Genomic DNA, 23,446 nt, shown 5'->3' with positions numbered 1-23,446 from the left:
TTCAGGTTTGAGCGTTGAATAGAGGGATCGACAACAGGCACGACAAGGCCAGCAGGAACTGGGCGCCACAGGCCAGCGCCTGCCAGCGTAGCAGGCGCAGGGCGCCGCGGCTGCGCTGGTTCCAGGTGCGCCCTGCGGCGTCCGCTCGGGCCAGGCCGAGATCGGCCAGGGCCCGGTCCAGGTCTTGGGTCTGCGCTTCCAGCCTGTCGCCGACGCGGCTGAAACGTTCGAACAGTTCGGCGTCCAGGGCCACTCGCAGCGCCCAGTACTTCTGCCACAGGCCGAGCATGGCGATCGCCAGCATCGCCGCAGCGAAATAGCGCCAGCCGATGCCCTGCACGGCCTGGTACAGGCCCAGCCCGATGGCCAGCAGGGTCAGTGCGGCGGACAGCCGGTCAAGCTCGCGGCCACGGCGCAGCAGGGCCGCCACCAGGGCCAGGGTTTGCTCAGGCATGGCGCACCTCGCCCAGTTCCGCCGATGGCTCCGGCACGCTCCCGCTCAGCGCCGCGAGGGTCCGCCGCTGGGCCTCGCCCAGCAGCACTTGCGGTCGCGCCCGACGTAACACGGCCACGGCCGACTCGACGTCCGCCGCGCGGCCGCTGAGCAGCAGCCAGGCGGCGACCAGCGTGGCGCTGCGCGAATAGCCCAGGGCACAGGCCACCAGCAGCGGCCCTTGCGCCAGCAGTTCGTCGATCAGCACCGCGGCGCGCCGGCAGTCCTCGACGTCCGGCGCGACCAGGTCGAGCAACGGCAGGCTGCGATAGGCCAGCCCCTGCGGCTCGCAGGAAAGTTCGGCGGTAGCGTCGAGCAATGCGCGGAAGCGGCCGTCGGCCAGTTCCGCGGACGACGGCAGGCGCCCCAACCAGAGGCCCGGCAGCACCTCGTCCGGCTGCGGCCGGCGACGGGTCCAGAGCCAGGCGTTGATCCGCGCGGCAAGCAGATATGGCGCCAGCAGCCAGCGCGCGGCGGCGCTCAGGCGGCCAGTGCTGCCCTTCTGGAAGCCGGCGGCGCCGAACAGCAGGTAGTTCAGCGCCACCAGCGCCAGCGCCAGCGCCGGCCAGCACAGCCACAACGCCGCACCGCCGACGGCAAAGGCGACGGCGGCGCAGGCCAGCGCGCCGAGGCCGTAGCGAGCGGCCAGCCGCCGCCGTTGCCGGTCGCGGCTCAGACTGGCGCGGGCGAACGGCGCGGGCTGCGCCTGCGGCCACAGCCAGACGCACAGCCAACCGGCCAGCGCGCCGGTGGGCACGTCGATGAAATGGTGCTGCCAGGTGGTCAGCACCGACAGCCCGATCAGCGCGAACCAGCCATGCAGCAGCCAGCGCCAGGCGCCGCTGGCGTAGCGCGCGTAGCAGACCCAGAGCACTACCAGCAGGGCGATGTGCAGCGACGGTGCCTGGTTGTACGGTTTGTCGAACCCCATCAGCACGTCGAACAGCCAGCCGAACACGCCGCCCAGTTCCGGCCGTTCGAAGGTGAAGCGCAGGGGGAACAGCAGGAAGCAGGTCACCGACAGCACCTGGGTGCTGAGCAGGCGCAGGCAGTGGGTGTCCAGCTCGCGCTTGTCCCGCGGCAACAACAGCGACAGGCCGTAGAGCAGGTCGATCGACCAGTACGGCAGGATGGTCCAGGGCCACAGCGGCATCCCGCGTTCCCAGTCGAAGACCAGGCTGCCGACGTCGCCGCGCTGGCTGGTCAACCAGTTGGCCAGGCCATAGCTGGCGAAGAAGAACGGGCCGAGGAACAGCAGCCAGAGCACCGCCCGCTTCAGTACCCCCGGCTCGCGCGGCGCCATCAGCGGGCGACCTTCTGCGCCAGCGATACGCTGAAGATGCCCCACTGGTCGACCCGCTGGGTGATCTTGCGGAAGCCGGCGGCGGCCACCAGCTGGTCCATTTCCGCCTGGGTCCGGCGCCGCATCACCCAGGCCTGGCCCTGGCGGTGGCTGGTCAGCGCGCGGGCGATCAGTTCCAGCTGCGGGTGCCAGGGCTGTCCGGTGTAGACCAGGTAGCCGCCCTCCTCCAGCGCCTCGCCGAGGCCGGCGAGGGAGTCGCCGACCATGCGGTTGTCGGCGAACAGCTCGTAGAGCCCGGAAACCACCCCGAGGCTCGGCTTCGGTTGCAGCGCCGCCAGGTCGGCGCGATCGAAGGCATCGCCCTTGACGAAGCGGGCGATGCCGGCGAGGCCCTTGCTTTCGATCAGGGCGCTGCCGTCACGCACGTTGATCTCGCTGTAGTCGCGCAGGAGGATGCTTTCCGGCAGCGGCTCGACGCCTTGCAGGGCTTCGAGGATGTAGCGGCCGTGGCCGGCGGCGATGTCGACGATGCGCACCTCGCGCTGCTCCTCGCGCAACCGCTGCATGGCCAGGCGCAGCAGCTCCTCGGCGTGCAGCTTGCGCTGGCGGATGCCGCGCCAGCCGATGGAGTCCAGGTAGTTGCGGTCGATCAGGCGACCCAGCGGGCCGCTGCCGCTGGGCTGGTTGCGGTAGACATAGTCGAGGGTGCTGCCGGAATCGAAGCCGGTGTCGAAGCCCAGCTTGACCCCGTCCGACCACAGGCTGCCCAGGCGCAGCCCGGCACGGGTGGCGCGCCAGTAGAGATCGCGCGGCGAGTTCTTCGGCAACGGCGCGGCCAGCGCCTCGGCCTCGGCGCAGGTATGGCCCAGGCGGTCGGCATCGAGCAGGCTCGGTCGTTCAGGTGCCGTGGCGAATGCCTCGAGGAGGAAGCGCCGGGCACGGCCGACGGCCAGGTGACGATCGCGCTCGCCAAGGGTGTCGTGGAAGAAGCCGGGCAGGATGTGCTTTTCCTTGCGCAGGCTGCCGAGACGCTCGAAGAAGCGCTCCTGCGGCGCACGATGGACGACGAAGTCGGCCCCGGAAATCAGCAGTTGGGTGGGAATCTGGATCGCCTGTGCGTCCGCTACCACCCGCTCGGCAGCTTCGTAGAGGCCGAGCAGGACGTTCACCGAGATCGCCTTGGCGATCAGCGGGTCGCTGTCGTAGGAGGCGATCCGCTCCGGGTCGTGACTGAGGAAGCGTGCCTTGACATAGCTGTTGACGAAGAAATTGCCGCGCCACAGGCGCATCAGTTTCAGCCCGCTGCGGGCGAACGGCACATAGAGCTTGACCTGGAACGCCGGCGAAGCCAGCACCAGTGCGCGCACCTTCGGCGCGTAGTCGTGGGCCCAGGTGGAAACCAGCACCGCGCCGACGCTCTGCGCCACCACCGCCATCCGCTCTTCGGCGATACCGTGGACGGCCTGGATATGGTCGACGAAGGTCTGTACGTCGCGCACGCTGGTGGCAAAGCTCGGGCTGTCGCCGCGGGCGCCTGGCGAGAGGCCGTGGCCACGGGCGTCCCAGGCGAAGAAGTCGTGTTCCGGCAGGTCGAGTTCGTCGACCAGGTGGGCGATCCGCCCGGAGTGCTCATGGCCGCGGTGGAACAGCAGCACCGCCTGGCGCGTGCCGTCCGGCGCCGGGCGGCTGGCCGGCCAGTGGCGGTAGAAGAGCTCTACCCCGTCGTGGGTGGTGAAACGCAGTTCCTGTACGTCGCGCATGTGATGTCCCTATGTCGTTGCCCCGGCCGGGATCCCGGCGGGGTTGCTTCCTGCGGGCGCCCACCTCCATGGCGTTCGCCCGTTCCCTCTCAGGCCTGGCCGTCGCTGCCCCGTCGACTCGCGGCCAGCTCGGCCAGGCCCTGGCGCACGCGGTTGCCGATGGTCAGCAACAGCAGGGCCGCGATCAGCAACATCAGCCAGTCGATCCAGGCCAGCGGCAAAAGGCCGCTGGCCACCCCGGCGCCGATCACGCCGAAACACAGCGCCCGGTCGCTTTTGCCCATCGGGCCGTCGTAGCGGCGCGAAGCGCCGACCATGGTGCCCAGCGCGCCGGCATATTCGCTGATCACCGCCAGCAGCACCACCAGCACCACCCACAGCGGGTTGACTCCCGGCAACAGGGCGAACGGCAGGTACAGGCCGCTGTCGGCGATCACGTCGGTGAGTTCGTTGAGGTAGGCGCCCAGGTCGGATTTCTGGCCGAACTCGCGGGCGAGCATGCCGTCCACCGCGTTCAGCGCCATGCGCAGGAACATCCACAGCGGAACGAGGGCGAACAGCCAGAGATGGCTGGCGAAACCGGCGACCAGCGCGCCGACCAGCAGCGACAGCAGGCAGGCCGCCAGGGTCACCTGGTTGGCAGTGATGCCGCGCCGGTAGAGGCGCTGCACGCCGGGACGAAGAAGATTCTGAAAGCGCGGTTTGAGTTGATAGACGGAAATCATGTCAGCCAGTCCTTGTGCCGAGTTGCTTCGGGCACCGACCTGGCGGTCGGCGCCCGCTCCATTCTACGACGTCGATGCGCCGCTAAAAGTGACACACTTTTATGCGTTACGCATGGTCCGTATCAGCGCATCCGTCAGAAATCGCGCTTGAAGAACAGGTCCAGCGAACTGGCCAGGCCGCTCGCCGCTTCGAGATAGAGGCGTTTGGTCAACTGGTAGCGCAAGGCGATGGTATTTGCCGGTTCGAACACTCCAACACCATAGCGCAGGCTGAGCTTGTCGGTGATATTCCCGCTGGCGACCACGCTGGTGCTGTTGCCGGTGCCCTCGGTGTCCAGCTGGAAGTCCTGGATGCCGAGCTGCTTGGCGATTTCCCCGGTGAGCGGTGCGCTACCGGCCAGGCCCAGGGCCAGGGCCGCCTCGCCGAGCATGTTGCTGTCTTCGCCGGTGCTCATCGGCCGCCCCAGCACCAGGTAGGACAACGCCTGCTCCTGGCTCATCGCCGGTTCGGAGAATACCGCGCTGGTCGGCTGCTCGGCGCTGCCGGTCAGGCGCAGGCCGGCGACCACGTCGTCGACCCGGCGGATCGCCTCGATATCCAGGTACGGCTGGTCGATCGGTCCGGCGAAGAACAGCCGCGCCCTACGGATCGTCAGGCGCTGGCCGTAGGCACGATAGCGGCCCTTGTTCAGGTTCAGCTCGCCGCGGGTATCCAGGTTGTCGCCGATGTGCAGGTGGCCGGCCAGTTCGGCGCTGAGGCCGAAGCCGGAAAACGCCAGCTTGTCCTGGCCGACCTCGACATCGATGTCCATCTTCATCTTCAGCGGCTGCTGCTCGGGCTGCTCGGAGCCGACGATCACCGCGTCGTCGGAGACCTTGACCGTGGATGGCGGCAACTGGCGGATGGTGATGTCGCCACGCGGCACCAGGACCTTGCCGGAGATCGCCAGCTCCTGGCCGGCCATGCCGATCTTCAGGTCCGGTTCCACCTCCAGTTGCGCATAGGGATCGACCACCACCGGCAGGCGGTTGCCACGGATGTTCAGGGCGACGTTCAGCGCCTCGCCCCAGCTCAGGTTGCCGGACAGGCTGCCCTGGCCGTACCTGCCGCTGCGCCAGCCGCCGCCGAGTTCCAGGCTTTCGCCAGCGATGCGAGCGTCGAGGGAAAGGTTCTCGAAGCTGGTCGGCAGCTCGCCGCCGCCAATGTTGCCGTCGCTCAGCGTCACCCGTCCGTCGACCCGCGGCGCCAGCAGGCCGCCGGACAGCCGGCCGCTGCCGTTCAGCCTGCCTTGCAGTTTCTCCACCATCGGCACGAACGGGCGCGCCAGCGACAGGTCGAGGCCGGCCAGGCTGAACTCGCCGCTCAGCGGCTTGCTCGCCGGGCGCGGGTCGATCTGCGCCTGCACCCGCAACTCGCCGAGCTTCGGTCCGCGGAAGTCGAGGGAGGTATCGACGCGGTTGGGCGCCAACCGGCTCTCCAGGCGCAGGCTGTCGTAGCCGACGTCGACCCACTGGCCCTGGTCGCGCAGGCGCAGCGTACCGCTGCCGGCGTCCAGGCTGACCACGCCGCTCGGGCCGCGGGCCGGAACGTCCAGTTGCAGGTCGCCGTTCAGCTTGCCCTGCCAGGCGAAGTCCTCGGGGAACCATTGCTTCAGGCTGTCCAGCGGGAAGTCGCGCAGGGTGTAGCGCAGCCGCGGCTCGGGCAGCAGGCGCTGCTCGCCGCCGCAGAGGCTGGCGGCGCCGGATACCCAGCAATGTGCGCCGAAATTGACCCTGCCGTCGGCCAACCGCTCCAGGCGCGCCGGCTGCTGTAGTTTCCAGTCCTGGCCGCCACTGCTCAACTCGCCGCGCGCCAGGCGACCGCGCCAGTTGCCGCGCTCCAGTTGCCCGTCGAAGGCCAGGCCGAGCTTGAGCAAGGCACCTTGCAGGTCCAGTTCCAGTTGCTGGCGGCGTTGGTCGCCGCGGGCATTGGCCTTGAACAGGCCGAGGTCGGTTTCGCCGCTGCGCAGGCCGGAAGCGACCAGCGCCAGGGTGCCGTTCTGCCGGGCATCGAGGTTCGCCTGCAGGTCGAGGCCGGCGATGCGCTGCTCGGCGTAGGCGATCTGCTGTCCCTTGAGGTTCAGCCTGCCTTGCGGCGCCGCGAGGCTGCCAGCCAGGTCGAGGCGTCCGTCGAGGCGACCGAAGAGTTGCGGCCAAAGCTGGCCGAGACGGTTCAGGGCGATGTCCAGGCGGCCTTGCAGGCGCTGGTCGAGCGCCCCGCTGCCCTGAACCTTGTTATCCCCCAGGCGCAGGTCGAGGTTGCCCAGCGTCCAGCGCTGCCCCTCGCCTTCGGCGCGCGCCTGGAATAGCGCCGGCTGGCCGCGCAGGCGGCCCTTGACGTCGAGATCCACGCCCAACGCCAGCCGCTCGTCGCGAACACTTCCCTGGCTACGCAAGGGACCGGCCAGTGAACCCGGCAGCTCGGCGACCCAGTAAGCCGGGTTCAGTTCGCTGAGCTGCAGGGCGGTATCCCAAGCCACGCCATTGTCGAAACGCAACGTCACCCTCCCCTCGGCCTGGCCTTGCCCGGCGCGGAGCTGCAGCGACGGCAGGTTGAGCTGGACGAGGTCGCCGGACACCGGGCTGGCCAGCGTGAAGTCGCCCGCCGGACCGCTCGCCGCCGCGCTGAAATTGCCCAGGTAGCGCTGGTCCTGGTAATGCACTTCCGCCTTGAAGGTCTTCAGCGTCACCGGCGGCGGCTCCGCCAGCGGATACAGGCGCAGCCAGGGGAAATCCTTCCAGTCCAGGGTCGCGTCGGCGGCCAGGCTTTCGCGCCAGTCCAGGCGTCCGACCAGCTCCAGGCGCTGCTCGCCGCCAGCGTCCAGGCGCAGTTGGCGGATATCCGCGCCCTGGGCGTCGACCCGCCCGTCCAGGCTCAACGCCACCGCCCCGCCCTCGCCCGGCAGGCTGGCGCCGCCGCGGATCAGGTAACCGCTCTTGAGATCGCCGCTGGCATCGAGCTGGATGGCATTCAGGGTCAAGGTGTCCGGTAGTCCGGCCGCCCCCTTGAAACCGTCGGCGCGGATCAGCAATCGTGCCGGCAGGTTTTCCGCCAGCGCCTGCAACTGTCCTTCCAGGCTGCCGTCCAGGTAACCGCTGCTGCGGCCTTTCAGGGTCAGCGCCTTCTGCAGTTCACCGCCGACCTGGACGGCCAGCTTCCACGGCTTGTCTTCGGGAGCGGGCAGGCCGAGCGTGGCTTCGGCCTGCAAGGGCCAGTCGCCGCTCGGCTGCAAGCGCCCCTGGAGCGCCAGGTCCAGGCCGAAGCCCCGCGCCGTCAGCGAGTCGATGTGCAGGCCGTCGGCCAGCCAATGGGCCGCCAGCTTGAGTTCGGCGACCTGCTGGTTGCCGTCGAGCAGGAAGCTGCCGACCGCCACTTCGCCGAGTTCGATGCTCAGCGGCAGTTTCAGCGTCGGCAGGCTGATCGGCCCGCTGTCGGCGCTGTCGCCGCTCGGCGGCAGGTCCAGCGCGACCCGTTCGGCGGCCACCCGCTGCAGGCACAGGCGCAGCCCCGCCAGGCAGGCCGGCGACCAGCGCAGTTCAGGCCGCTCGACGACCAGTTGCGTACCGTCCTGCGCCCAGGACAGCCGCTGTGCCTGCCAGGCGCCACCGAGGCGACCCTCGAAGCCGCTGACCTGCAGGCCCGGCACGCGGCCGAGCAGCCAGGCGCTGCCGGTCTGGGTGCCGAGCAGCGCAGCGAGTCCCAGGAGCAGCGCGAGGAGCAGCCCGACTATGGCCAGCAAGGTGATCTTCAGCGCCTTCACAGTTCTGGCCCCATGGAGAAGTGCAGGCGGAAACCGCCGTCGTCGTCGAGCGCATGGGCCAGGTCGAGGCGCAACGGGCCGACCGGCGAGACCCAGCGCACGCCGAAGCCGACCCCGGTCTTGATCGACGGGAAGTCCAGCGAGTTGAAGGCGTTGCCCTGGTCGACGAAGGTCGCCAGGCGCCAGCGCTCGGCCAGCGGATATTGATACTCGACGCTGCCGGCGATCATGTAGCGGCCGCCGATCTTGTCGCCATCGGAATTCTCCGGCGACAGCGTCCGGTAGTCGTAGCCACGCACGCTCTGGTCGCCGCCAGCGAAGAAGCGCAGCGAGGGCGGGATCGACTTGTAGTCGTTGGTGGCGATTCCGCCTACCTGCAGGCGGCCGAGCAGGCGATGGCCGCCGGCGAAGCTGGTCAGGCCCTTGGCCATGGCGTCGACATGGAGGACGTCGGCGTCGGCCAGCAGGCCTTCCTTCGCCCCCTTGACGTTGAACTGCAGGCGGTAGCCATGGCTGGGGTCGACCTTGTTGTCGGTCTCCAGCAGCGAGTAGCCGATCCCCGGCATCAGGAAGCTGCTCAGCCCGGAGTCGTCGCCCAGCTTGTACTCCTCGCGCATCCAGTTCAGCGAAACCACCCGCTGCCAGCCATCGGGCCGCTTGCTGTGCCATTCGCCGCCAAGGGTCAGCAGCTTGCTCTCGGTGTCGACCAGGTCTTCGAACTGGTAGCCGCTGGTGAAGCGCAGCTTGTCGGTGAGCGGCGGATCGAGGGGAATCTCGTACCAGGCGCCGACGTTCTGCCGTGGTGCGGAGATTTCCGACTCGAATCCCAGGCTATGTCCTTCGGCATTCACCCAATGGCGGGTCCAGTTGAACCTCGCGCGCGCCCCGACGTCGGTCGAGAAACCGAGGCCGACGCCCATGGTCCGGGGCTTGCGCGCCTCCAGCCGGACCGCTACCGGGATCGCCTGGCGCGCGCCGTCGGCCTGCGCCTGGGTCGGCGCGGCGTCGACCCGCACGCCCTCGAAGTAACCGCTGGATTGCAGGTTCTGGTTGAGTTCGGCGATCAGTTCGGAGTCATAGGGTTGGCCGGCCTTGAACGGCACCATGCGGCGCAACAGTTCTTCCTCGATGATCGAGTCGCCGTCGAAGCTCACCTTGCCGAAGGTGTAGCGCTGGCCGCTGTCGTAGACCAGGTCGATGTCGGCGATGCCGGCGCGCGGATCGATGCTCAGGCGCTGGGTGCTGAAGCGGCCCTGGAAGAAGCCGTAGCGCGAGGCCTGGTTCTGGATCAGCCGCTTGGCATCCTCGTAGACACCCTGGTTCAGCTTCGCGCCCGGTTTCAGCTGCTTGCCCGACGGCAAGCGGAAGCTCTCCAGGCTGGCGGCCTCGCCGAGCACCTGGATATTCACCTGGCGCAGGCGCACGGGCTCGCCGGGCACTACCTTGAGCGTGAGCTTCGGCGGCTTGCCGTCCTTCACCTCGCTGTCGATCTGCGCCTGGAAGTAGCCGAGCGCCTGGGCCGCCTTTTCCGCCTGCGCCTCGGCATTGCGGCGGAAACGTTGCAACGCCGCCTCGTCCCGCTCGCCGAGGCTACCCACATAGGCCTCGATATTGGCCTTCAGGGCGGCATTGGCGGGGGTGACGCGCACGCTAAGCTGGCTCTCCGCGAAGGCGGCCGTACTCAGGCACAGCAGCCCGGCCAGCGGGAACCGGAACAATCCTTGAGTCAGTCTCATGGCGCGGATGCTACGCAGGCGGGTGGCGCGCGTCCAGATTTGCGCGGACGCCGCCGACCACCTCCTGACATTCGGGTTTTATGACGCCAAGCGCCTGACAGGCATGGCTTTTCTCGCGCGTCCGGGGGAACGCTCAGGTCGCCGCCGGCGTCTCGCCAGGATGCAGGAGGACGTGCTCGCGCACCGCTCCCAGCGTCACCTCGCCGATCTCGCGGTAGCCGTGCCGCTGGTAGAAGTCCAGGTAGCGCGCATTGCCGGTATCCAGGACCAGCCCCTGCGAAGCGGAGTCCTCGGCGCACCAGCGCTGCACGGCGGCCAGCAACTGCTCGCCGATCTGCCTGCCCTGGTACTCGGGATGCACGCCGAGCATCGGCAACTGGTGGTGGGGGCCGACCGGCAGGCAGGCCTGCACCGCCCGGTGGTAATCCAGGTAGCGCCGGGTCGCGGCCAGGCCGACGCTGAACAGCATGCGCAGGCGCCAGCTCCAGCTCTCGGTGATATCCAGGCGCCGCTGCGGCGGCGTGATCAGGGCCGCCGCGACCAGCCGATCGTCGATGAACAGGCCGATGGCCGGCAACTCTTCGCCCAGATGGCGCTCGACCATCTCCCGGACGCAGGCACGCACGCGCTGGTCGTAGCCGGCGCGCTGCGCATCCATCAGGTAGGCGAAGGTCGGTTCGTGGCGGTAGGCGTGGTAGAAAAGCGAGCGGACTTCGCGGCTATAGCCGTCGTCGAGCAGACGAACATCGGAGACCTGATCAGGCATGGAACGCATTCCTTGTCGGCCGCAGGCGCAGCGACACGCACGCTTCGCCACGGCGATTGGTCGAGCGGATGGCCTGGCCATCCCCGTCCGCGGCAGACCACAGGGCCGGCAAGGCGCCAAGCCACACAGCCATCGGGTACCCGGCGGACACTAGCACAGCGCCTCCAGGGTCGCCAGGCATCCCCCGGCTGGGCTAGCATTCCTGTTTTTGCCAGGACGCCCACCATGAAAATCGTCTCTTTCAATATCAACGGTCTGCGCGCCCGGCCGCACCAGTTGGCGGCGCTGATCGAGCGGCACCAGCCCGACGTGATCGGGCTGCAGGAAACCAAGGTCGCCGACGACCAGTTTCCCCAGGCCGAGATCGAGGCGCTCGGCTACCACGTCCACTACCACGGGCAGAAAGGCCACTACGGCGTCGCCCTGCTCTCCCGCCAGGCGCCCCTGGAACTGCATCGCGGCTTCCCGAGCGACGGCGAGGAATCCCAGCGGCGCTTCATCTGGGGCACCTTCAGCGACGCCCAGGGCAACCCGATCACCGTGATGAACGGTTACTTCCCGCAAGGCGAGAACCGCGAGCATCCGACCAAGTTCCCGGCCAAGCAGCGCTTCTACGCCGATCTCCAGTCGCTGCTGGAGAACAGCTTCAAGCCCGAGCAGGCCCTGGTGGTGATGGGCGACATCAATATCTCGCCGGAGGACTGCGACATCGGCATTGGCGAGGAAAACCGCAAGCGCTGGCTGAAGACCGGCAAGTGCAGCTTCCTGCCGGAAGAGCGCGAATGGCTGGCTACCTTGAAGAACTGGGGCCTGGTCGACAGCTTCCGGGCCCTGAATCCGGAGGTGAACGACCGCTTCAGCTGGTTCGACTACCGCAGCCGTGGCTTCGAGGACAACCCCAAGCGCGGCCTGCGCATCGATGTGATCCTGGCCAGCCGGGTGCTGCAGTCGCGCTTCAAGGACGCCGGCATCGACTACGACCTGCGCGGCATGGAGAAGCCCTCCGATCACGCCCCGATCTGGCTGGAACTGGCCTGAGGCTCAGCCCAAGGAAAAGGCTCATCCCCCGGATGAGCCTTCAGGCGATCGCTACCTGGTCCGGGCGATCTCGCCGACGCCGCCCCCCTATCCGGCGCGGGGCCTTTCCCTCAGGCAGGATTGTCCACCCGCGGCCCCTTCAGCTCCACTCGATTGCCATCCGGGTCTAAGAAGTACAGCGACCAGCCGTCGCCCTCGGCGCCGAAGCGGATTTCCGCGGGAACCTGCGGGACCAGGCCGAACCCCTCGAGATGGGCGACCAGCGCGGCCTCGTCGAACGGCTCGATGCGCACGCAGAAATGGTCGACGTTGCGCCCTTCCCCACCCGGAGCCGCACCGCCCTCCCGGCCGAGCGCCCCGGACACCGCGACCAGATCGAGCATCGACGTGCCCAGGCGCAGATGGGCCAGCTCCAGGTCGTCGCGCCACTTCACCACCACGCAACCGAGGACATCGCGATAGAACGCGATGCTGCGTTCCAGGTCGCGGACCCGCAGGACGATGTGATCGAGACGTTCGACGACGAAGGGTTGCATGGTCATTCACCTCTTGGACCGTGGACTATGGCAAGACTTTAGCCAGCACACCTCGGGTTGATAATGGTTTAATCCCTGATTCATTGATTACTGACAGTGAATTATCCCCGTGGATCACCTCACCGCCCTCAAGGTCTTCCGCGCCGTGGCCGCGAATGGCGGCTTCGCCGCCGCGGCCCGGCAGATGAATCTCTCGCCGGCCGCCGTGAGCAAGAACGTCGCCGAGCTGGAAGCGCACCTCAAGGTGCGCCTGATCAATCGCACCACCCGCAGCATGAGCCTGACCGAGGCCGGCGAAGTCTACCGGCAGCGCCTGGAGCGCATCCTCGACGACCTCGAGGCCGCCGACGCCGCGCTCACTTCGATGCAGCAGGGCCCCAGCGGCCTGCTGCGGGTCAGCGCCCCGCTGACCCTCGCCCTCACTTGCCTGACCCCGGCCATTCCGGCTTTTCTCCAGCGTTATCCGGACCTGCGCCTGGAACTGCTCCTGCAGGACGGCCGCCAGGACCTGATCGCCGAAGGCATCGACCTGGCCCTGCGTGGTAGCGACCGGGTTGCGGACTCCGGCCTGGTCGCCCGCCCGCTGCTGGTCCTGGAGCACGTGCTCTGCGCGGCGCCGGCCTACCTCAGTCAGCATGGCCAGCCGCTGCGGCCGGAGGCCCTGCGCGAACACGAGTGCATCCGCTTCAGCCTCTCTGGCCATGCCGACCGCTGGACCTTCCGCAAGGACCGCGAGTGCATAGCGGTGCCTATCGCCGGCCGTTACCGGGTGTCCTCCAGCCTGGCGGTGCGCGATGCCCTGCTCGCCGGCTTCGGCTTGAGCCTGATCCCACGGCTGTACGTACAGGCGGAACTGGCCGAAGGCCGCCTGGTTGAATTGCTGGCTGACTGGAAGGCCGACGAGACGGCGATCCACGCGGTCTATCCATCGCGCCAACTGGCCGGCAAGACCCGGGTGTTTCTCGACTTCCTGACCGAGACAATGGCGCAGGGCCATGATTCCCCAACGCTGTAACCTTAGCGTCACCCGTCTGACTTAATCTCGCCGGCAAATCCCTTCCCCCATAGAAGACGATGCCCGCGATGCCACACCGCCAGCGCGCCAGTGACAAAGACCTCTGGAGCCGTACCCTGAGCCTGGTTTTCCTCGGATTCCTCTGTTACGCCTTCCCCTGGTCGGTATTCGCCGCCCCCTTGCCGATCCCCACGGACGACACGCCGGCGCTGCGCATCCAGGGTTCCAACACCATCGGCGCGAAGCTCCTGCCGGCCCTGGTCGAGGGCCTGATGGAAGAGGAAGGCCTGGAGGATATCCGCCGTACCCCCGGAGAACGGGAAAACGAACTCCATCTGCTCGGCAAGAGCCGCGACGGCCGCCTGGTGAGGGTGGAGCTATCCGCCCACGGTTCGAGCACCGGCTTCGCCGCCCTCCTCGAACGCCACGCCGAACTCGCCGCGGCCTCGCGTCCCGTCAAGGACAGCGAAGTTCGCGCCCTGGCCGGCTTCGGCGACCTGCGCAGCCCATATGCCGAGCAGGTGATCGCCATCGACGGACTGGCGATCATCCTGCATCCGGACAACCCGCTGGCCTCGCTGGACACCGCGCAACTGGCGGCGGTGTTCGCCGGCGAGGTGCGTACCTGGGAAGAACTGGGCGGCAAGGGCGGCGCCATCCGCCTGTACGCTCGCGACGAGCAGTCCGGCACCTACGACACCTTCAAGGAACTGGTGCTGGCCAGTCACGGCAAAAGCCTGGCCAGCGACGCCCGCCGCTTCGAATCCAACGATCGGCTGGCGGCCGCGGTGAGCGCCGATCCGCACGCCATCGGCTTCGTCGGCATCGCGTCGGTGGGCCGGGCCCGCGCCTTGGCCATCGCCGACGGCGAATCGCTGCCGATGGCGCCCCAGGAAAGCCTGATCGCCACCGAGGACTATCCGCTGTCGCGCCGCCTGTTCCTCTACCTGAAGCCCGGCGAGAAGAACCCCTGGGCCCAGGCCCTGGTACGTTTCGCCCAGGGCCCGCGCGGCCAGGCGATCGTCACCCGCAGCGGCTTCGTCGCGCAGAAGATCCAGGCGGTGCAGATCGCACCGCGCCCGCAGATGCCCGCCGAATACCGCAAGCTCGCGGAACAGGCGCGGCGCCTGACGGTGAACTTCCGCTTCCAGGAAGGCAGCGCGCTGCTCGACAACAAGGCACTGCTCGACGTACAGCGTTTGCTGGACTACCTGCGGCAAAATCGGAAGTTGCAGGAGCGCACCGTGCTGGTGGGCTTCGGCGATCCCAAGTCCGACGCCGAGCGCTCGGTCCTGCTTTCGCGCCTGCGCGCCATGGCCGTGCGCCGCGAACTGGCCCGCGGCGGCGTGAGTTTCCGCGAGATCGCCGGCTTCGGCGACGAGTTGCCGGTCGCCAGCAACGACCAGGAACTGGGCCGACAGAAGAACCGGCGGGTGGAAGTCTGGGTCTACTGAACGCTGTAGCACTTTGTAACCTCGCCGTTTTGCCGGCGCCCGGAGCCTGGTTTATTTTTTTCGAGTGACTGCGGGCCCCTCTGACGGTAAGCAATTGCCGCCATGTCGGAGTCACATGACCATCCGACAATTCGAAGCGAGGGGGCCCAATGGCAGCTCTGCATGCATTTCTCACCGAACCGTTCCTCGGTACGGCTATCTGGTTCTGGCTGGCCTTCCTGGCCATCGTCATCGTTCTCCTGGTCCTCGACCTCGGCGTGCTGCAACGCGACCACCACGAAATCGGCGTGCGCGAAAGCCTGCTGCTGTCCGCCGGCTACTTCGCCTGCGGCCTGGCCTTCGGCGGCTGGGTCTGGTACGCCTTCGGCCCCACCAGCGCGGTGGAGTACTACACCGGCTTCCTGGTCGAACAGTCGCTATCGATGGACAACGTGTTCGTCATGGCGATGATCTTCAGTTTCTTCGGCATCCCCCGCCGCTACCAGCACCAGGTGCTGTTCTGGGGCATCCTCGGCGCCATCGTCCTGCGGGCGATCATGATCGGCCTGGGCGCCGCGCTGGTGAAGGAATTCGACTGGATCATGTACGTGTTCGGCGCCTTCCTGCTGTTCAGCGGCGTGAAGATGCTGTTCAACAAGCACGAGGAAGAACCCGACCTGGAGCACAACCCGGTGCTGCGCTTCCTGCGCAAGCACATGCGGGTGACCAAGGAACTGCACGAGCATCACTTCTTCGTCCGCCTGCCGGACGCCAGCGGCAAGCTGGTGCGCTACGCCACCCCGCTGTTCTTCGCCCTGGTGCTGATCGAGCTGGCCGACCTGGTGTTCGCGGTGGACAGCGTGCCGGCGATCTTCGCCATCACCCAGGACCCGTTCATCGTCTACACCTCGAACATCTTCGCCATCCTCGGCCTGCGCGCCCTGTACTTCTCGCTGGCGGCGATGATCCACCGCTTCGTCTACCTGAAATACGCCCTGGCCCTGGTGCTGGTGTTCATCGGTGCGAAGATCATGCTCCACGGTGTGATCGGCAAGATTCCCGCCGGCCTCTCGCTTGGCGTAACCTTCGGCCTGCTGGCGGGCGGCATCCTGCTCTCCCTGCTGAAGACCCGCACACCGAAAGCCACCGTCGAGGACAAGGCCGAACCGAATGCCGAACACGCTCTGGATCGAACGTCTGGACACCCACGCTGAACCTTTCTGGCGGGTCCGCCTCGGCACGCGCGGGATCTGCTTCCGCAACGAGCGGGCGGCCCGCGAGTTCGCCGCCCTGCTGCACAGCCGTCGCGCGTGGCAGCTGGAACGCAACGCCGAGGAAAAAGGGGCGGAGTCCCCGGAATGAAAAAGGCCCGCATCCGCGGGCCTTTCCCCTATACCACAGCCGTCAGCGGCTGCTGCGCAGCATCTCCCTGGGCACGTACTTGCCCAGCTCGAACTTGCCGATCGCCGCGCGGTGCACCTCGTCCGGACCGTCGGCCAGGCGCAGGGTGCGCTGCATGGCGTACCAGTAGGCCAGCGGGAAGTCGTTGGAAACCCCGGCGCCACCATGCATCTGGATCGCCCGGTCGATCACCTTCAACGCCACGTTGGGCGCCACCACCTTGATCTGGGCGATTTCGCTCTGGGCGATCTTGTTGCCCACGGTATCCATCATGTAGGCGGCCTGCAGGGTCAGCAGGCGCGCCATGTTGATCTCCATCCGCGAGTCGGCGATGTGGTCGATGTTGCCGCCCAGGCGCGCCAGCGGCTTGCCGAACGCGGTACGGCTGACCGCGCGCTTGCACATCAGTTCGAGGGCGCGTTCGGCCATGCCGATGGAGCGCATGCAGTGGTGGATGCGGCCCGGGCCGAGGCGCCCCTGGGCGATCTCGAAACCGCGGCCCTCGCCGAGGATGACGTTCTCGTAGGGCACCCGCACGTTCTCGAACAGCACTTCGGCATGGCCATGCGGCGCGTCGTCGTAGCCGAACACCGGCAGCGGGCGGAGGATCTTCACCCCGGGGGTGTCGACCGGTACCAGGATCATCGAGTGCTGCTGGTGGCGCGGCGCGTCCGGGTTGGTCAGGCCCATGAAGATCAGGATCTTGCAGCGCGGATCGCAGGCGCCGGAAGTCCACCACTTGCGCCCGTTGATCACCCAGTCGTCGCCCTGGCGCTCGGCGCGCGCCTCCATATTGGTGGCGTCGGACGAGGCCACGCCCGGTTCGGTCATGGCGAAGGCCGAGCGGATCTCGCCGCTCAGCAGCGGTTCCAGCCAGGTGCGCTTCTGCTCCTCGCTGCCGTAGCGCACCAGCACCTCCATGTTGCCGGTATCCGGCGCGGCGCAGTTGAAGGGTTCCGGCCCGATCAGCGAACGGCCCATGATTTCCGCCAGCGGCGCATATTCGTGGTTGGCCAGCCCGGCACCGTACTCGGACTCGGGCAGGAACAGGTTCCACAGCCCTTCGGCCTTGGCCTTGGCCTTCAGCTCTTCCATGATCGCCGTCGGCTGCCAGCGGTCGCCCTCGGCGACCTGGCGCTCGAACACGGCTTCGGCGGGATAGACATGCGCTTCCATGAACGCGCTGACGCGTTCACGCAGCTCCTGGACCTTGGGGGAATAGGCGAAATCCATGGGGGATACCTTCTGACGGGTTGGCAGGCGAGGCATCGGACAAAGGCGCTGGTAACGATGCCGGAACAGGGCTTAAGATTTGCCCAGTCTATTTTTTCCGTCCATGAACATTCATGATCCATATGGGGGTCATCCAAGCCCCCAATAACAAGAAAAGTCGCGGAGCCAGTGCCATGAACCTGAACAAAGTCGACCTGAACCTGTTCATCGTGTTCGATGCGATCTATACCGAAGCCAACCTGACCCGCGCCGGGCAGATCGTCGGCATCACCCAGCCAGCCGTATCCAACGCCCTTTCCCGCCTGCGCGAGACCTTCAACGACCCGCTGTTCGTGCGCACCGCCCAGGGCATGGTGCCGACCCCGATGGCGCAGAACATCATCGGCCCGGTGCGCAACGCGCTGCAGTTGCTGCGGGTTTCGGTGCAGGAGAGCCGCAGCTTCGATCCGCAGCAGGCGAACAAGACCTACCGCATCAGCATGACCGACCTCACCGAAGCGGTCATCCTCCCCCCGCTGTTCCAGCGCTTGCGCCGCCTGGCGCCGAACGTGCATATCGAGAGCTTCCTCGCCAAGCGCCGCGAAACCACCAAGGAACTCGCCGCCGGCCGCCTCGACTTCGCCGTCGACGCGCCGCTGAACACCGATCCCCAGGTGCGCCACGTCAAGCTGATGGAGGACCGCTACGTCTGCGCCATGCGCCGCGGCCACCCACTGGCGGGCAAGCCGAAGCTGGCCCTGGACGATTACCTGGGCCTGACCCACATCCATATTTCCAGCCGCCGCAGCGGCCTCGGCTACATCGACCTGGCGCTGGGCAAGATGGGCATCCAGCGCAAGATCGCGCTGCGCTCGCAGCACTACCTGATGGCCTCCACGGTGGTCCAGCAGACCGACATGGCGATGACCGTGCCGGAACGCTTCGCCCGTCACCACGACCTGCACTACGCGGTGCTGCCGGTGAGCGACGTGCCGAAACTGGAAACCCACCTGTACTGGCACGAGAGCACCGACCAGGACCCGGCCAACCGCTGGATGCGCGAACAGATCATCGAGCTGTGCCAGCAGGTCACCGCGCGCGAGAACAAGGCGGCGCAGCCGGCGTGAGCGCCTGCCAAGGGGCGTAGGGCGAACGAGGCTCGGGCATTTGCTTCCGAGGTGCCTCAGTGCGCCCTCTCCCTGAAGGGAGAAGGCGCCGTTGCGGAAACGACGGATAGTCGCCGCTACAGGCTGCGCGCGATCACCAGGCGCTGCACGTCGCTGGTGCCCTCGTAGATCTGGCAGACCCGCACGTCCCGATAGATGCGTTCCACCGGGAAGTCCTTGAGGTAGCCATAGCCACCGAGGGTCTGGATCGCCGCGGAGCAGACTTCCTCGGCCATCTCCGAGGCGAACAGCTTGGCCATCGAGGCTTCGGTCAGGCACGGCAGGCCGGCTTCGCGCAGGCTGGCGGCGTGGTGGACCATCTGCCGCGCCACGGCGATGCGGGTGGCCATGTCGGCCAGGCGGAAGGCCACCGCCTGGTGCTCGATGATCGGCTTGCCGAAGGTTTCCCGCTCATGGGCGTAGTCGCGCGCCGCCTCGAACGCCGCGCGCGCCATGCCGACCGCCTGGGCGGCGATGCCGATGCGGCCGCCTTCGAGGTTGGCCAGGGCGATGCGGTAGCCCTCGCCCTCCTCGCCCAGGCGCAGCGTGGCCGGGATACGCAGGTCGTTGAAGGCCAGCTGGCAGGTGTCCGAGGCGTGCTGGCCGAGCTTGTCCTCGATCCGCACCACCTCGTAGCCGGGCGTGTCGGTGGGCACGATGAACGCGCTGATGCCGCGCTTTCCGGCATCCGGATCGGTGACCGCGAAGACGATCACCATCCCCGCGTGGCTGCCCGAAGTGATGAACTGCTTGGCACCGTTCAGCACGTAGTGGTCACCGTCGCGGCGGGCGCGGGTCTTCAGGAAGCTCGCGTCGGAACCGGCCTGCGGCTCGGTCAGGGCGAAGGCGCCGAGCATCGAACCCTGGGCCAGCGGACGGAGGAAGCGCTCCTTCTGCTCGGCGCTGCCGAACTTGTGGATCGGCATGCAGCCGACCGAGTTGTGCACGCTCATGATGGTCGAGCAGGCGCCGTCGCCAGCGGCGATCTCCTCGAGGGCCATGGCGTAGGCCAGGTGCCCGGTCTGCGCGCCGCCCCATTCCTCGGGCACCAGCATGCCGAGGAAGCCGAGGTCGGCCATCTCGCGGATCGCCTCGGCCGGGAAACGGTGCTCGCGGTCCCAGTCGGCGGCGAACGGTTTCAGCCGTTCCTGGGCGAACTGCCGCGCCATGTCACGGATCTGGATCTCTTCTTCGCAGGGAATCATCGCGGGTTCCTCTTCTTCACTGCCTGCATCAGTGCAAGCGCTCGACGGCGATCGCGGTCGCCTCGCCGCCGCCGATGCAGACCGCCGCCACGCCGCGTTCCAGGTCGTACTGCTGCAGGGCGTTGAGCAGGGTCACGACGATCCGTGCGCCGGATGCGCCGATCGGGTGGCCCAGCGCACAGGCGCCGCCGTGGACGTTGAGGCGTTCGTGGGACAGGTCGAGGTCGCGCATCGCCGCCATGCCGACCACGGCGAAGGCTTCGTTGACCTCGAACAGGTCGACCTCGCCCAGCGACCAGCCGGTACGCTGCATCAGGCGCTTCACCGCACCGACCGGCGCGGTGGGGAACAGGTTCGGCGCGTCGGCGAACGAAGCATGCCCACGGATCGCCGCCAACGGCGCGAGCCCGCGTCGCTCGGCCTCGGAAAGGCGCATCAGGACCAGCGCGGCGGCACCGTCGGAAATCGAACTGGAGTTGGCCGCGGTTACCGTGCCGCCTTCGCGGAACGCCGGCTTCAGGGTCGGGATCTTGTCCAGCCGGGCCTTCGGCGGCTGCTCGTCGCTATCCACCAGGCGCTCGGTCTTGCCGGCGGTGACCGTCAGCGGCACGATCTCGGCCTGGAAGCGTCCGTCGCGCATGGCTTGCTGCGCGCGGGTCAGCGAGGCCACGGCGAACTCGTCCTGTGCTTCGCGGGTGAAGCCGTAGGCCTCGGCGCAGTCCTCGGCGAAGGTGCCCATCAGGCGGCCCTTGTCGTAGGCGTCTTCGAGGCCGTCGAGGAACATGTGGTCGAGCACCTTGCCGTGGCCCATGCGGTAGCCGCTACGGGCGCGCTCCAGCAGGTAGGGCGCGTTGGACATGCTTTCCATGCCCCCGGCCAGCGCGACCCCGGCGCTGCCGGCGAGCAACGTGTCGTGGGCGAGCATCAGCGCCTTCATGCCCGAGCCGCACATCTTGTTCAGCGTCGAGCACGGCGTGCCGCGCGCCAGCCCGGCGCCAAGCACCGCCTGGCGCGCCGGCGCCTGGCCCTGGCCGGCGGCGAGCACGCAGCCGAGCACGGCCTCGTCCACTTCGTCGGCTTGCAGGCGCGCCCGCTCCACCGCGGCGCGCACCGCCGCGGCGCCGAGGGTAGCGGCGTTGACGTCCTTGAAGTCGCCGAGGAAGCCGCCCATCGGGGTGCGGACGGCGCTGACGATGACGATCGGATCTTCGCGGGTCATGGGATCTTCCTCCTGTATTAGCGGGCGGCCATGCGGATGGCGCCGTCGAGGCGAATCACTTCGCCGTTGAGCATGCTGTTCTCGATGATCTGCCGGACCAGCGCGGCGTATTCGTCCGGACGCCCCAGGCGCGGCGGGAACGGCACGCTGGCGCCGAGGGAGTCGCGCACCTCCTGGGGCATGCCGGCCATCATCGGTGTCTCGAAGATGCCCGGGGCGATGGTCATCACTCGGATGCCGAAGCGCGCCAGCTCGCGGGCGATGGGCAGGGTCATGCCAACCACCCCGCTCTTCGAGGCGGAATAGGCGGCCTGGCCGATCTGCCCGTCGAACGCCGCCACCGAGGCGGTATTGACGATCACCCCGCGCTCGCCGCCCTCGTCCGGCTGGCCCTGGGACATGGCCTCGGCGGCCAGGCGCAGCATGTTGAAACTGCCCACCAGGTTGATGTCGATGACCCGGCGGAAACTCTCCAGGGCATGGATGCCATTGCGTCCGAGGACCTTCTCGGCCGGCGCCACGCCCGCGCAATTGGCCAGGCCATGGAGGCCGCCGAAGGCCTCCAGTGCAGCGGCCACGGCCTGGCGGCCGTCGGCCTCGCTGGCGATGTCGGCCCTGACGAAGCGCGCCTGGGCGCCAAGCTCGGCGGCCTTGGCCGCGCCGGCCTCGGCGTTGATGTCGGCCAGCACCACCTTGCCACCCTGCTCCACCAGCATCTTCGCGGTGGCGGCGCCGAGGCCGGAGCTGCCGCCGGTAACCAGGAACACTCGATTTTCGATACGCACGTCGTTTTCTCCTGCTGAATCAGTTCGCGGCGGCCGCCCGTGGGGCCGCCTCGCGTTGCCGGGCGATCTCCTGGTTGCGCAGGAGAAAGCGCTGGATCTTGCCGCTGGGAGTCTTCGGCAGTTCCTCGAGGAACTCGATCTCCCGCGGGTAGGCGTGCGCCGACAGGCGCTGGCGCACGTATCGCTGCAATGCGTCCGCCAGTTCCGGCGTCGGCCGGTGGCCGGCGCAGAGCACGACGAAGGCCTTGACCAGTTCGGTGCGCTCCGGGTCGGGCTTGCCGATCACCGCCGCCTCCATCACTGCCGGGTGTTCGATCAGCGCGCTCTCCACATCGAACGGGCCGACCCGGTAGCCAGAGGTGGTAATGACGTCGTCGGCGCGGCCGACGAAGCTGATGCTGCCGTCTTCGTTGAGTTCGACGGTATCGCCGCTCAGGTAGTAGTCGCCGACGAAGGCTGCGGTTTCCAGGCCCTGGTAGCCGGGAAACCACATCAGCGGCGAACGCCGCCGGTCGAGGGCGAGGATGCCTGGCTGGCCGGGCGGCAGTTCGTTGAGATCGTCATCCAGCACTACTACCCGGTGCCCGGGACAGGCGAATCCGGCGGCGCCGACCCGCACCGGATGCGCCAGGGCATGGTGGTTGCACAGCACCATGCCCAGCTCGGTCTGCCCGTAATGATCGTGGATGGTGGTGCCGAGCCTGTCGGCGAACCAGCGGATCACCTCCGGGGTCAACGGCTCGCCGGCGCTGCTGACCGCGCGCAGGCGCCCCTTCAGCGCAGTTTCCGCGGCCGCGCCGGCGGCCATCAGCAGGCGATAGGCGGTGGGCGATCCGGCAAGGTTGGTGATGCCGTAGTCACGGATGATCCGGCAGGTGCTTTCCACGCTGAACGGCCCTTCGTAGAAGGTGGTCGGATGGCCCATGGCGAGGGGACCGGCGACAGCGTAGTAGAGGCCGTAGGCCCAGCCCGGATCGGCGAGGTTCCAGAAGGCGTCCTCGGGGCGCAGGTCCACCGCCTCGCGCAGGTAGCCGACGAAGGCGAGGATCGCCTTGAGCGGCACCGGCACCGGTTTGGCCAGGCCGGTGGTGCCGGAGGTGAACATCATCAGGAACGGATCCTCGCCGCTGCGCGGAACCGGTTCGAATTCGGCCGGATAGCGCTCCAGCTCGGCCCAGAAGCTGAAATCGCCGCGACGGATGCCCTGCCCCTTCGGTCCGCCGACGGTGACGGCCAGAGGCGGATCGGCGAGTTCGTCGAGCTTGTCGCGGTTGGCCGCATCGGTGACCAGCACCTTGCTGCCGGCGGTCGCCACGCGGTGTTCGATGGCCTTCGGGCCGAAGGCGGTGAACAGCGGCTGGTACACCGCGCCCAGGCGCCAGGCGCCGAGGATGGTGACCAGAAGCTCGGGCGTGCGCGGCAACAGGCCGGCGACGCAGTCGCCCGGGCGTACGCCCTGGGCCTGGAGGAAATTGGCGAAACGTCCGGAGAGCGCTTTCAGCTCGCTGAAGGTATAGCTGGCGCGACTGCCATCCTTGCCCTCCCAGAACAACGCGATCCGTCCCGGCAGGGCATGCCGGTCGCAGCATTCGACGCAGGCGTTGAGCGCCTGGAGCGTACCGGAAAGCGTGGCGGCGGCGGTCCGCTGCAAGTCGAACCCGGCGGCAGTGGTGGCGTAGTCGCGCATTGCAGGACTCCTCGGCTTGTTTTTGTATGGAGTAGCCGGAATCTTCACGCCATGGCCGACGCGGGGCAATGTCGAAAGGCTTCAATCTGCCTGAGCGGTTTGGACAATCCGTGCTGGCCGCCTGCCCCGCCGAACCGTTCGCGACATACGGCGGATGACGCTGCGC

At 68.0% G+C, this 23,446-nt stretch carries 19 protein-coding genes; 6 read left to right on the top strand and 13 right to left on the bottom strand.

Annotation, left to right across the window (positions count from 1 at the left end; genetic code table 11):
- Position 1: 1 nt before the first annotated feature.
- The 7 genes from AT700_RS12310 to AT700_RS12280 form a co-directional block, all read right to left on the bottom strand.
- Entirely contained in the window at positions 2 to 454 is a 453-nt protein-coding gene (locus tag AT700_RS12310) for a hypothetical protein (RefSeq protein WP_023103110.1), read from the bottom strand.
- Positions 447 to 1,796: a phosphatase PAP2/dual specificity phosphatase family protein gene (locus tag AT700_RS12305; RefSeq protein WP_048521073.1), complete on the bottom strand. Its 1,350-nt coding sequence runs from the start codon at positions 1,794 to 1,796 to the stop codon at positions 447 to 449. The genes AT700_RS12310 and AT700_RS12305 overlap by 8 nt, the downstream gene beginning before the upstream one ends.
- Positions 1,796 to 3,556 (bottom strand): bifunctional alpha/beta hydrolase/class I SAM-dependent methyltransferase, encoded by a 1,761-nt coding sequence (locus tag AT700_RS12300; protein ID WP_003104480.1) that lies wholly within the window; start codon positions 3,554 to 3,556, stop codon positions 1,796 to 1,798. The genes AT700_RS12305 and AT700_RS12300 overlap by 1 nt, the downstream gene beginning before the upstream one ends.
- An 89-nt stretch (positions 3,557 to 3,645) precedes the next feature.
- On the bottom strand, positions 3,646 to 4,281 hold the full coding sequence (locus AT700_RS12295; RefSeq protein WP_003122639.1) for a CDP-alcohol phosphatidyltransferase family protein: 636 nt from the start codon (positions 4,279 to 4,281) through the stop codon (positions 3,646 to 3,648).
- A 134-nt stretch (positions 4,282 to 4,415) separates the two neighbouring features.
- Positions 4,416 to 8,081, bottom strand: coding sequence for a translocation/assembly module TamB domain-containing protein (locus AT700_RS12290; protein WP_048521072.1), 3,666 nt, complete (start codon positions 8,079 to 8,081; stop codon positions 4,416 to 4,418).
- On the bottom strand, positions 8,078 to 9,817 hold the full coding sequence (locus tag AT700_RS12285; RefSeq protein WP_004343881.1) for an autotransporter assembly complex protein TamA: 1,740 nt from the start codon (positions 9,815 to 9,817) through the stop codon (positions 8,078 to 8,080). The genes AT700_RS12290 and AT700_RS12285 overlap by 4 nt, the downstream gene beginning before the upstream one ends.
- A gap of 133 nt (positions 9,818 to 9,950) precedes the next feature.
- Positions 9,951 to 10,664, bottom strand: coding sequence for a GNAT family N-acetyltransferase (locus tag AT700_RS12280; RefSeq protein ID WP_004350004.1), 714 nt, complete (start codon positions 10,662 to 10,664; stop codon positions 9,951 to 9,953).
- A 144-nt stretch (positions 10,665 to 10,808) separates the two neighbouring features.
- On the opposite strand from AT700_RS12280, the gene xthA reads away from it, so the two are divergent.
- The gene (gene xthA / locus AT700_RS12275; protein ID WP_003104469.1) at positions 10,809 to 11,621 is read left to right on the top strand and encodes an exodeoxyribonuclease III; all 813 of its coding nucleotides are present in this window, start codon (positions 10,809 to 10,811) and stop codon (positions 11,619 to 11,621) included.
- A 110-nt stretch (positions 11,622 to 11,731) separates the two neighbouring features.
- On the opposite strand, the gene AT700_RS12270 is transcribed toward xthA, so the two are convergent.
- A complete protein-coding gene (locus AT700_RS12270) occupies positions 11,732 to 12,163 on the bottom strand; it encodes a VOC family protein (protein ID WP_016561955.1) in 432 nt (143 codons plus the stop codon).
- Positions 12,164 to 12,257: 94 nt separating this feature from the next.
- Between AT700_RS12270 and AT700_RS12265 the strand changes: the two genes are divergently transcribed.
- The 4 genes from AT700_RS12265 (at position 12,258) to AT700_RS12250 (ending at position 15,967) form a co-directional block, all read left to right on the top strand.
- Positions 12,258 to 13,172: a LysR family transcriptional regulator gene (locus tag AT700_RS12265; RefSeq protein WP_075604361.1), complete on the top strand. Its 915-nt coding sequence runs from the start codon at positions 12,258 to 12,260 to the stop codon at positions 13,170 to 13,172.
- Positions 13,173 to 13,231: 59 nt separating this feature from the next.
- Positions 13,232 to 14,626 carry a substrate-binding domain-containing protein gene (locus AT700_RS12260; RefSeq protein ID WP_003139062.1) on the top strand — a complete coding sequence of 465 codons (1,395 nt, stop codon included), beginning with the start codon at positions 13,232 to 13,234 and terminating at the stop codon, positions 14,624 to 14,626.
- Between the two features lie 149 nt (positions 14,627 to 14,775).
- Positions 14,776 to 15,819, top strand: coding sequence for a TerC family protein (locus AT700_RS12255; RefSeq protein ID WP_003089993.1), 1,044 nt, complete (start codon positions 14,776 to 14,778; stop codon positions 15,817 to 15,819).
- Positions 15,776 to 15,967, top strand: coding sequence for a hypothetical protein (locus tag AT700_RS12250; protein ID WP_003160407.1), 192 nt, complete (start codon positions 15,776 to 15,778; stop codon positions 15,965 to 15,967). The genes AT700_RS12255 and AT700_RS12250 overlap by 44 nt, the downstream gene beginning before the upstream one ends.
- A gap of 42 nt (positions 15,968 to 16,009) precedes the next feature.
- On the opposite strand, the gene AT700_RS12245 is transcribed toward AT700_RS12250, so the two are convergent.
- Positions 16,010 to 17,239: an acyl-CoA dehydrogenase gene (locus tag AT700_RS12245; protein WP_003089998.1), complete on the bottom strand. Its 1,230-nt coding sequence runs from the start codon at positions 17,237 to 17,239 to the stop codon at positions 16,010 to 16,012.
- A gap of 173 nt (positions 17,240 to 17,412) precedes the next feature.
- Between AT700_RS12245 and AT700_RS12240 the strand changes: the two genes are divergently transcribed.
- Complete coding sequence (locus tag AT700_RS12240) at positions 17,413 to 18,345, top strand: LysR family transcriptional regulator (RefSeq protein WP_003090000.1); 933 nt, start codon at positions 17,413 to 17,415, stop codon at positions 18,343 to 18,345.
- A 116-nt stretch (positions 18,346 to 18,461) separates the two neighbouring features.
- Here AT700_RS12240 and AT700_RS12235 read toward each other — a convergent pair whose 3' ends face one another.
- Genes AT700_RS12235 through AT700_RS12220 form a run of 4 tightly spaced genes read right to left on the bottom strand, consistent with a single transcriptional unit; the run spans position 18,462 to position 23,280 of the window.
- Positions 18,462 to 19,589 carry an acyl-CoA dehydrogenase family protein gene (locus tag AT700_RS12235; protein ID WP_003090001.1) on the bottom strand — a complete coding sequence of 376 codons (1,128 nt, stop codon included), beginning with the start codon at positions 19,587 to 19,589 and terminating at the stop codon, positions 18,462 to 18,464.
- 28 nt (positions 19,590 to 19,617) lie between these two features.
- Positions 19,618 to 20,808, bottom strand: a complete 1,191-nt coding sequence (locus AT700_RS12230; RefSeq protein ID WP_003158541.1) for an acetyl-CoA C-acyltransferase — start codon at positions 20,806 to 20,808, stop codon at positions 19,618 to 19,620.
- A 17-nt stretch (positions 20,809 to 20,825) separates the two neighbouring features.
- Positions 20,826 to 21,593, bottom strand: coding sequence for a 3-hydroxyacyl-CoA dehydrogenase (locus AT700_RS12225; protein ID WP_003102518.1), 768 nt, complete (start codon positions 21,591 to 21,593; stop codon positions 20,826 to 20,828).
- Positions 21,594 to 21,612: 19 nt separating this feature from the next.
- On the bottom strand, positions 21,613 to 23,280 hold the full coding sequence (locus AT700_RS12220; RefSeq protein ID WP_003102517.1) for an acyl-CoA synthetase: 1,668 nt from the start codon (positions 23,278 to 23,280) through the stop codon (positions 21,613 to 21,615).
- Positions 23,281 to 23,446: the final 166 nt, after the last annotated feature.

The sequence above is a fragment of the Pseudomonas aeruginosa genome (assembly GCF_001457615.1).
Classification (GTDB): Bacteria; Pseudomonadota; Gammaproteobacteria; order Pseudomonadales; family Pseudomonadaceae; genus Pseudomonas; species Pseudomonas aeruginosa.
The sequence above is the reverse complement of the archived record's forward strand: the minus strand, read 5'-3'. Positions and strand labels throughout refer to the sequence as shown.

Excerpts from the sequence above, each read along its gene's own strand:
- AT700_RS12270 (WP_016561955.1), bottom strand. The coding sequence starts at position 12,163 with ATGACCATGCAACCCTTCGTCGTCGAACGTCTCGATCACATCGTCCTG.
- AT700_RS12235 (WP_003090001.1), bottom strand. The coding sequence starts at position 19,589 with ATGATTCCCTGCGAAGAAGAGATCCAGATCCGTGACATGGCGCGGCAG.
- AT700_RS12310 (WP_023103110.1), bottom strand. The coding sequence starts at position 454 with ATGCCTGAGCAAACCCTGGCCCTGGTGGCGGCCCTGCTGCGCCGTGGC.
- AT700_RS12300 (WP_003104480.1), bottom strand. The coding sequence starts at position 3,556 with ATGCGCGACGTACAGGAACTGCGTTTCACCACCCACGACGGGGTAGAG.
- AT700_RS12240 (WP_003090000.1), top strand. The coding sequence starts at position 17,413 with ATGAACCTGAACAAAGTCGACCTGAACCTGTTCATCGTGTTCGATGCG.
- xthA (WP_003104469.1), top strand. The coding sequence starts at position 10,809 with ATGAAAATCGTCTCTTTCAATATCAACGGTCTGCGCGCCCGGCCGCAC.
- AT700_RS12260 (WP_003139062.1), top strand. The coding sequence starts at position 13,232 with ATGCCCGCGATGCCACACCGCCAGCGCGCCAGTGACAAAGACCTCTGG.
- AT700_RS12255 (WP_003089993.1), top strand. The coding sequence starts at position 14,776 with ATGGCAGCTCTGCATGCATTTCTCACCGAACCGTTCCTCGGTACGGCT.
- AT700_RS12250 (WP_003160407.1), top strand. The coding sequence starts at position 15,776 with ATGCCGAACACGCTCTGGATCGAACGTCTGGACACCCACGCTGAACCT.
- AT700_RS12295 (WP_003122639.1), bottom strand. The coding sequence starts at position 4,281 with ATGATTTCCGTCTATCAACTCAAACCGCGCTTTCAGAATCTTCTTCGT.
- AT700_RS12280 (WP_004350004.1), bottom strand. The coding sequence starts at position 10,664 with ATGGCCAGGCCATCCGCTCGACCAATCGCCGTGGCGAAGCGTGCGTGT.
- AT700_RS12230 (WP_003158541.1), bottom strand. The coding sequence starts at position 20,808 with ATGACCCGCGAAGATCCGATCGTCATCGTCAGCGCCGTCCGCACCCCG.
- AT700_RS12305 (WP_048521073.1), bottom strand. The coding sequence starts at position 1,796 with ATGGCGCCGCGCGAGCCGGGGGTACTGAAGCGGGCGGTGCTCTGGCTG.
- AT700_RS12220 (WP_003102517.1), bottom strand. The coding sequence starts at position 23,280 with ATGCGCGACTACGCCACCACTGCCGCCGGGTTCGACTTGCAGCGGACC.
- AT700_RS12285 (WP_004343881.1), bottom strand. The coding sequence starts at position 9,817 with ATGAGACTGACTCAAGGATTGTTCCGGTTCCCGCTGGCCGGGCTGCTG.
- AT700_RS12245 (WP_003089998.1), bottom strand. The coding sequence starts at position 17,239 with ATGGATTTCGCCTATTCCCCCAAGGTCCAGGAGCTGCGTGAACGCGTC.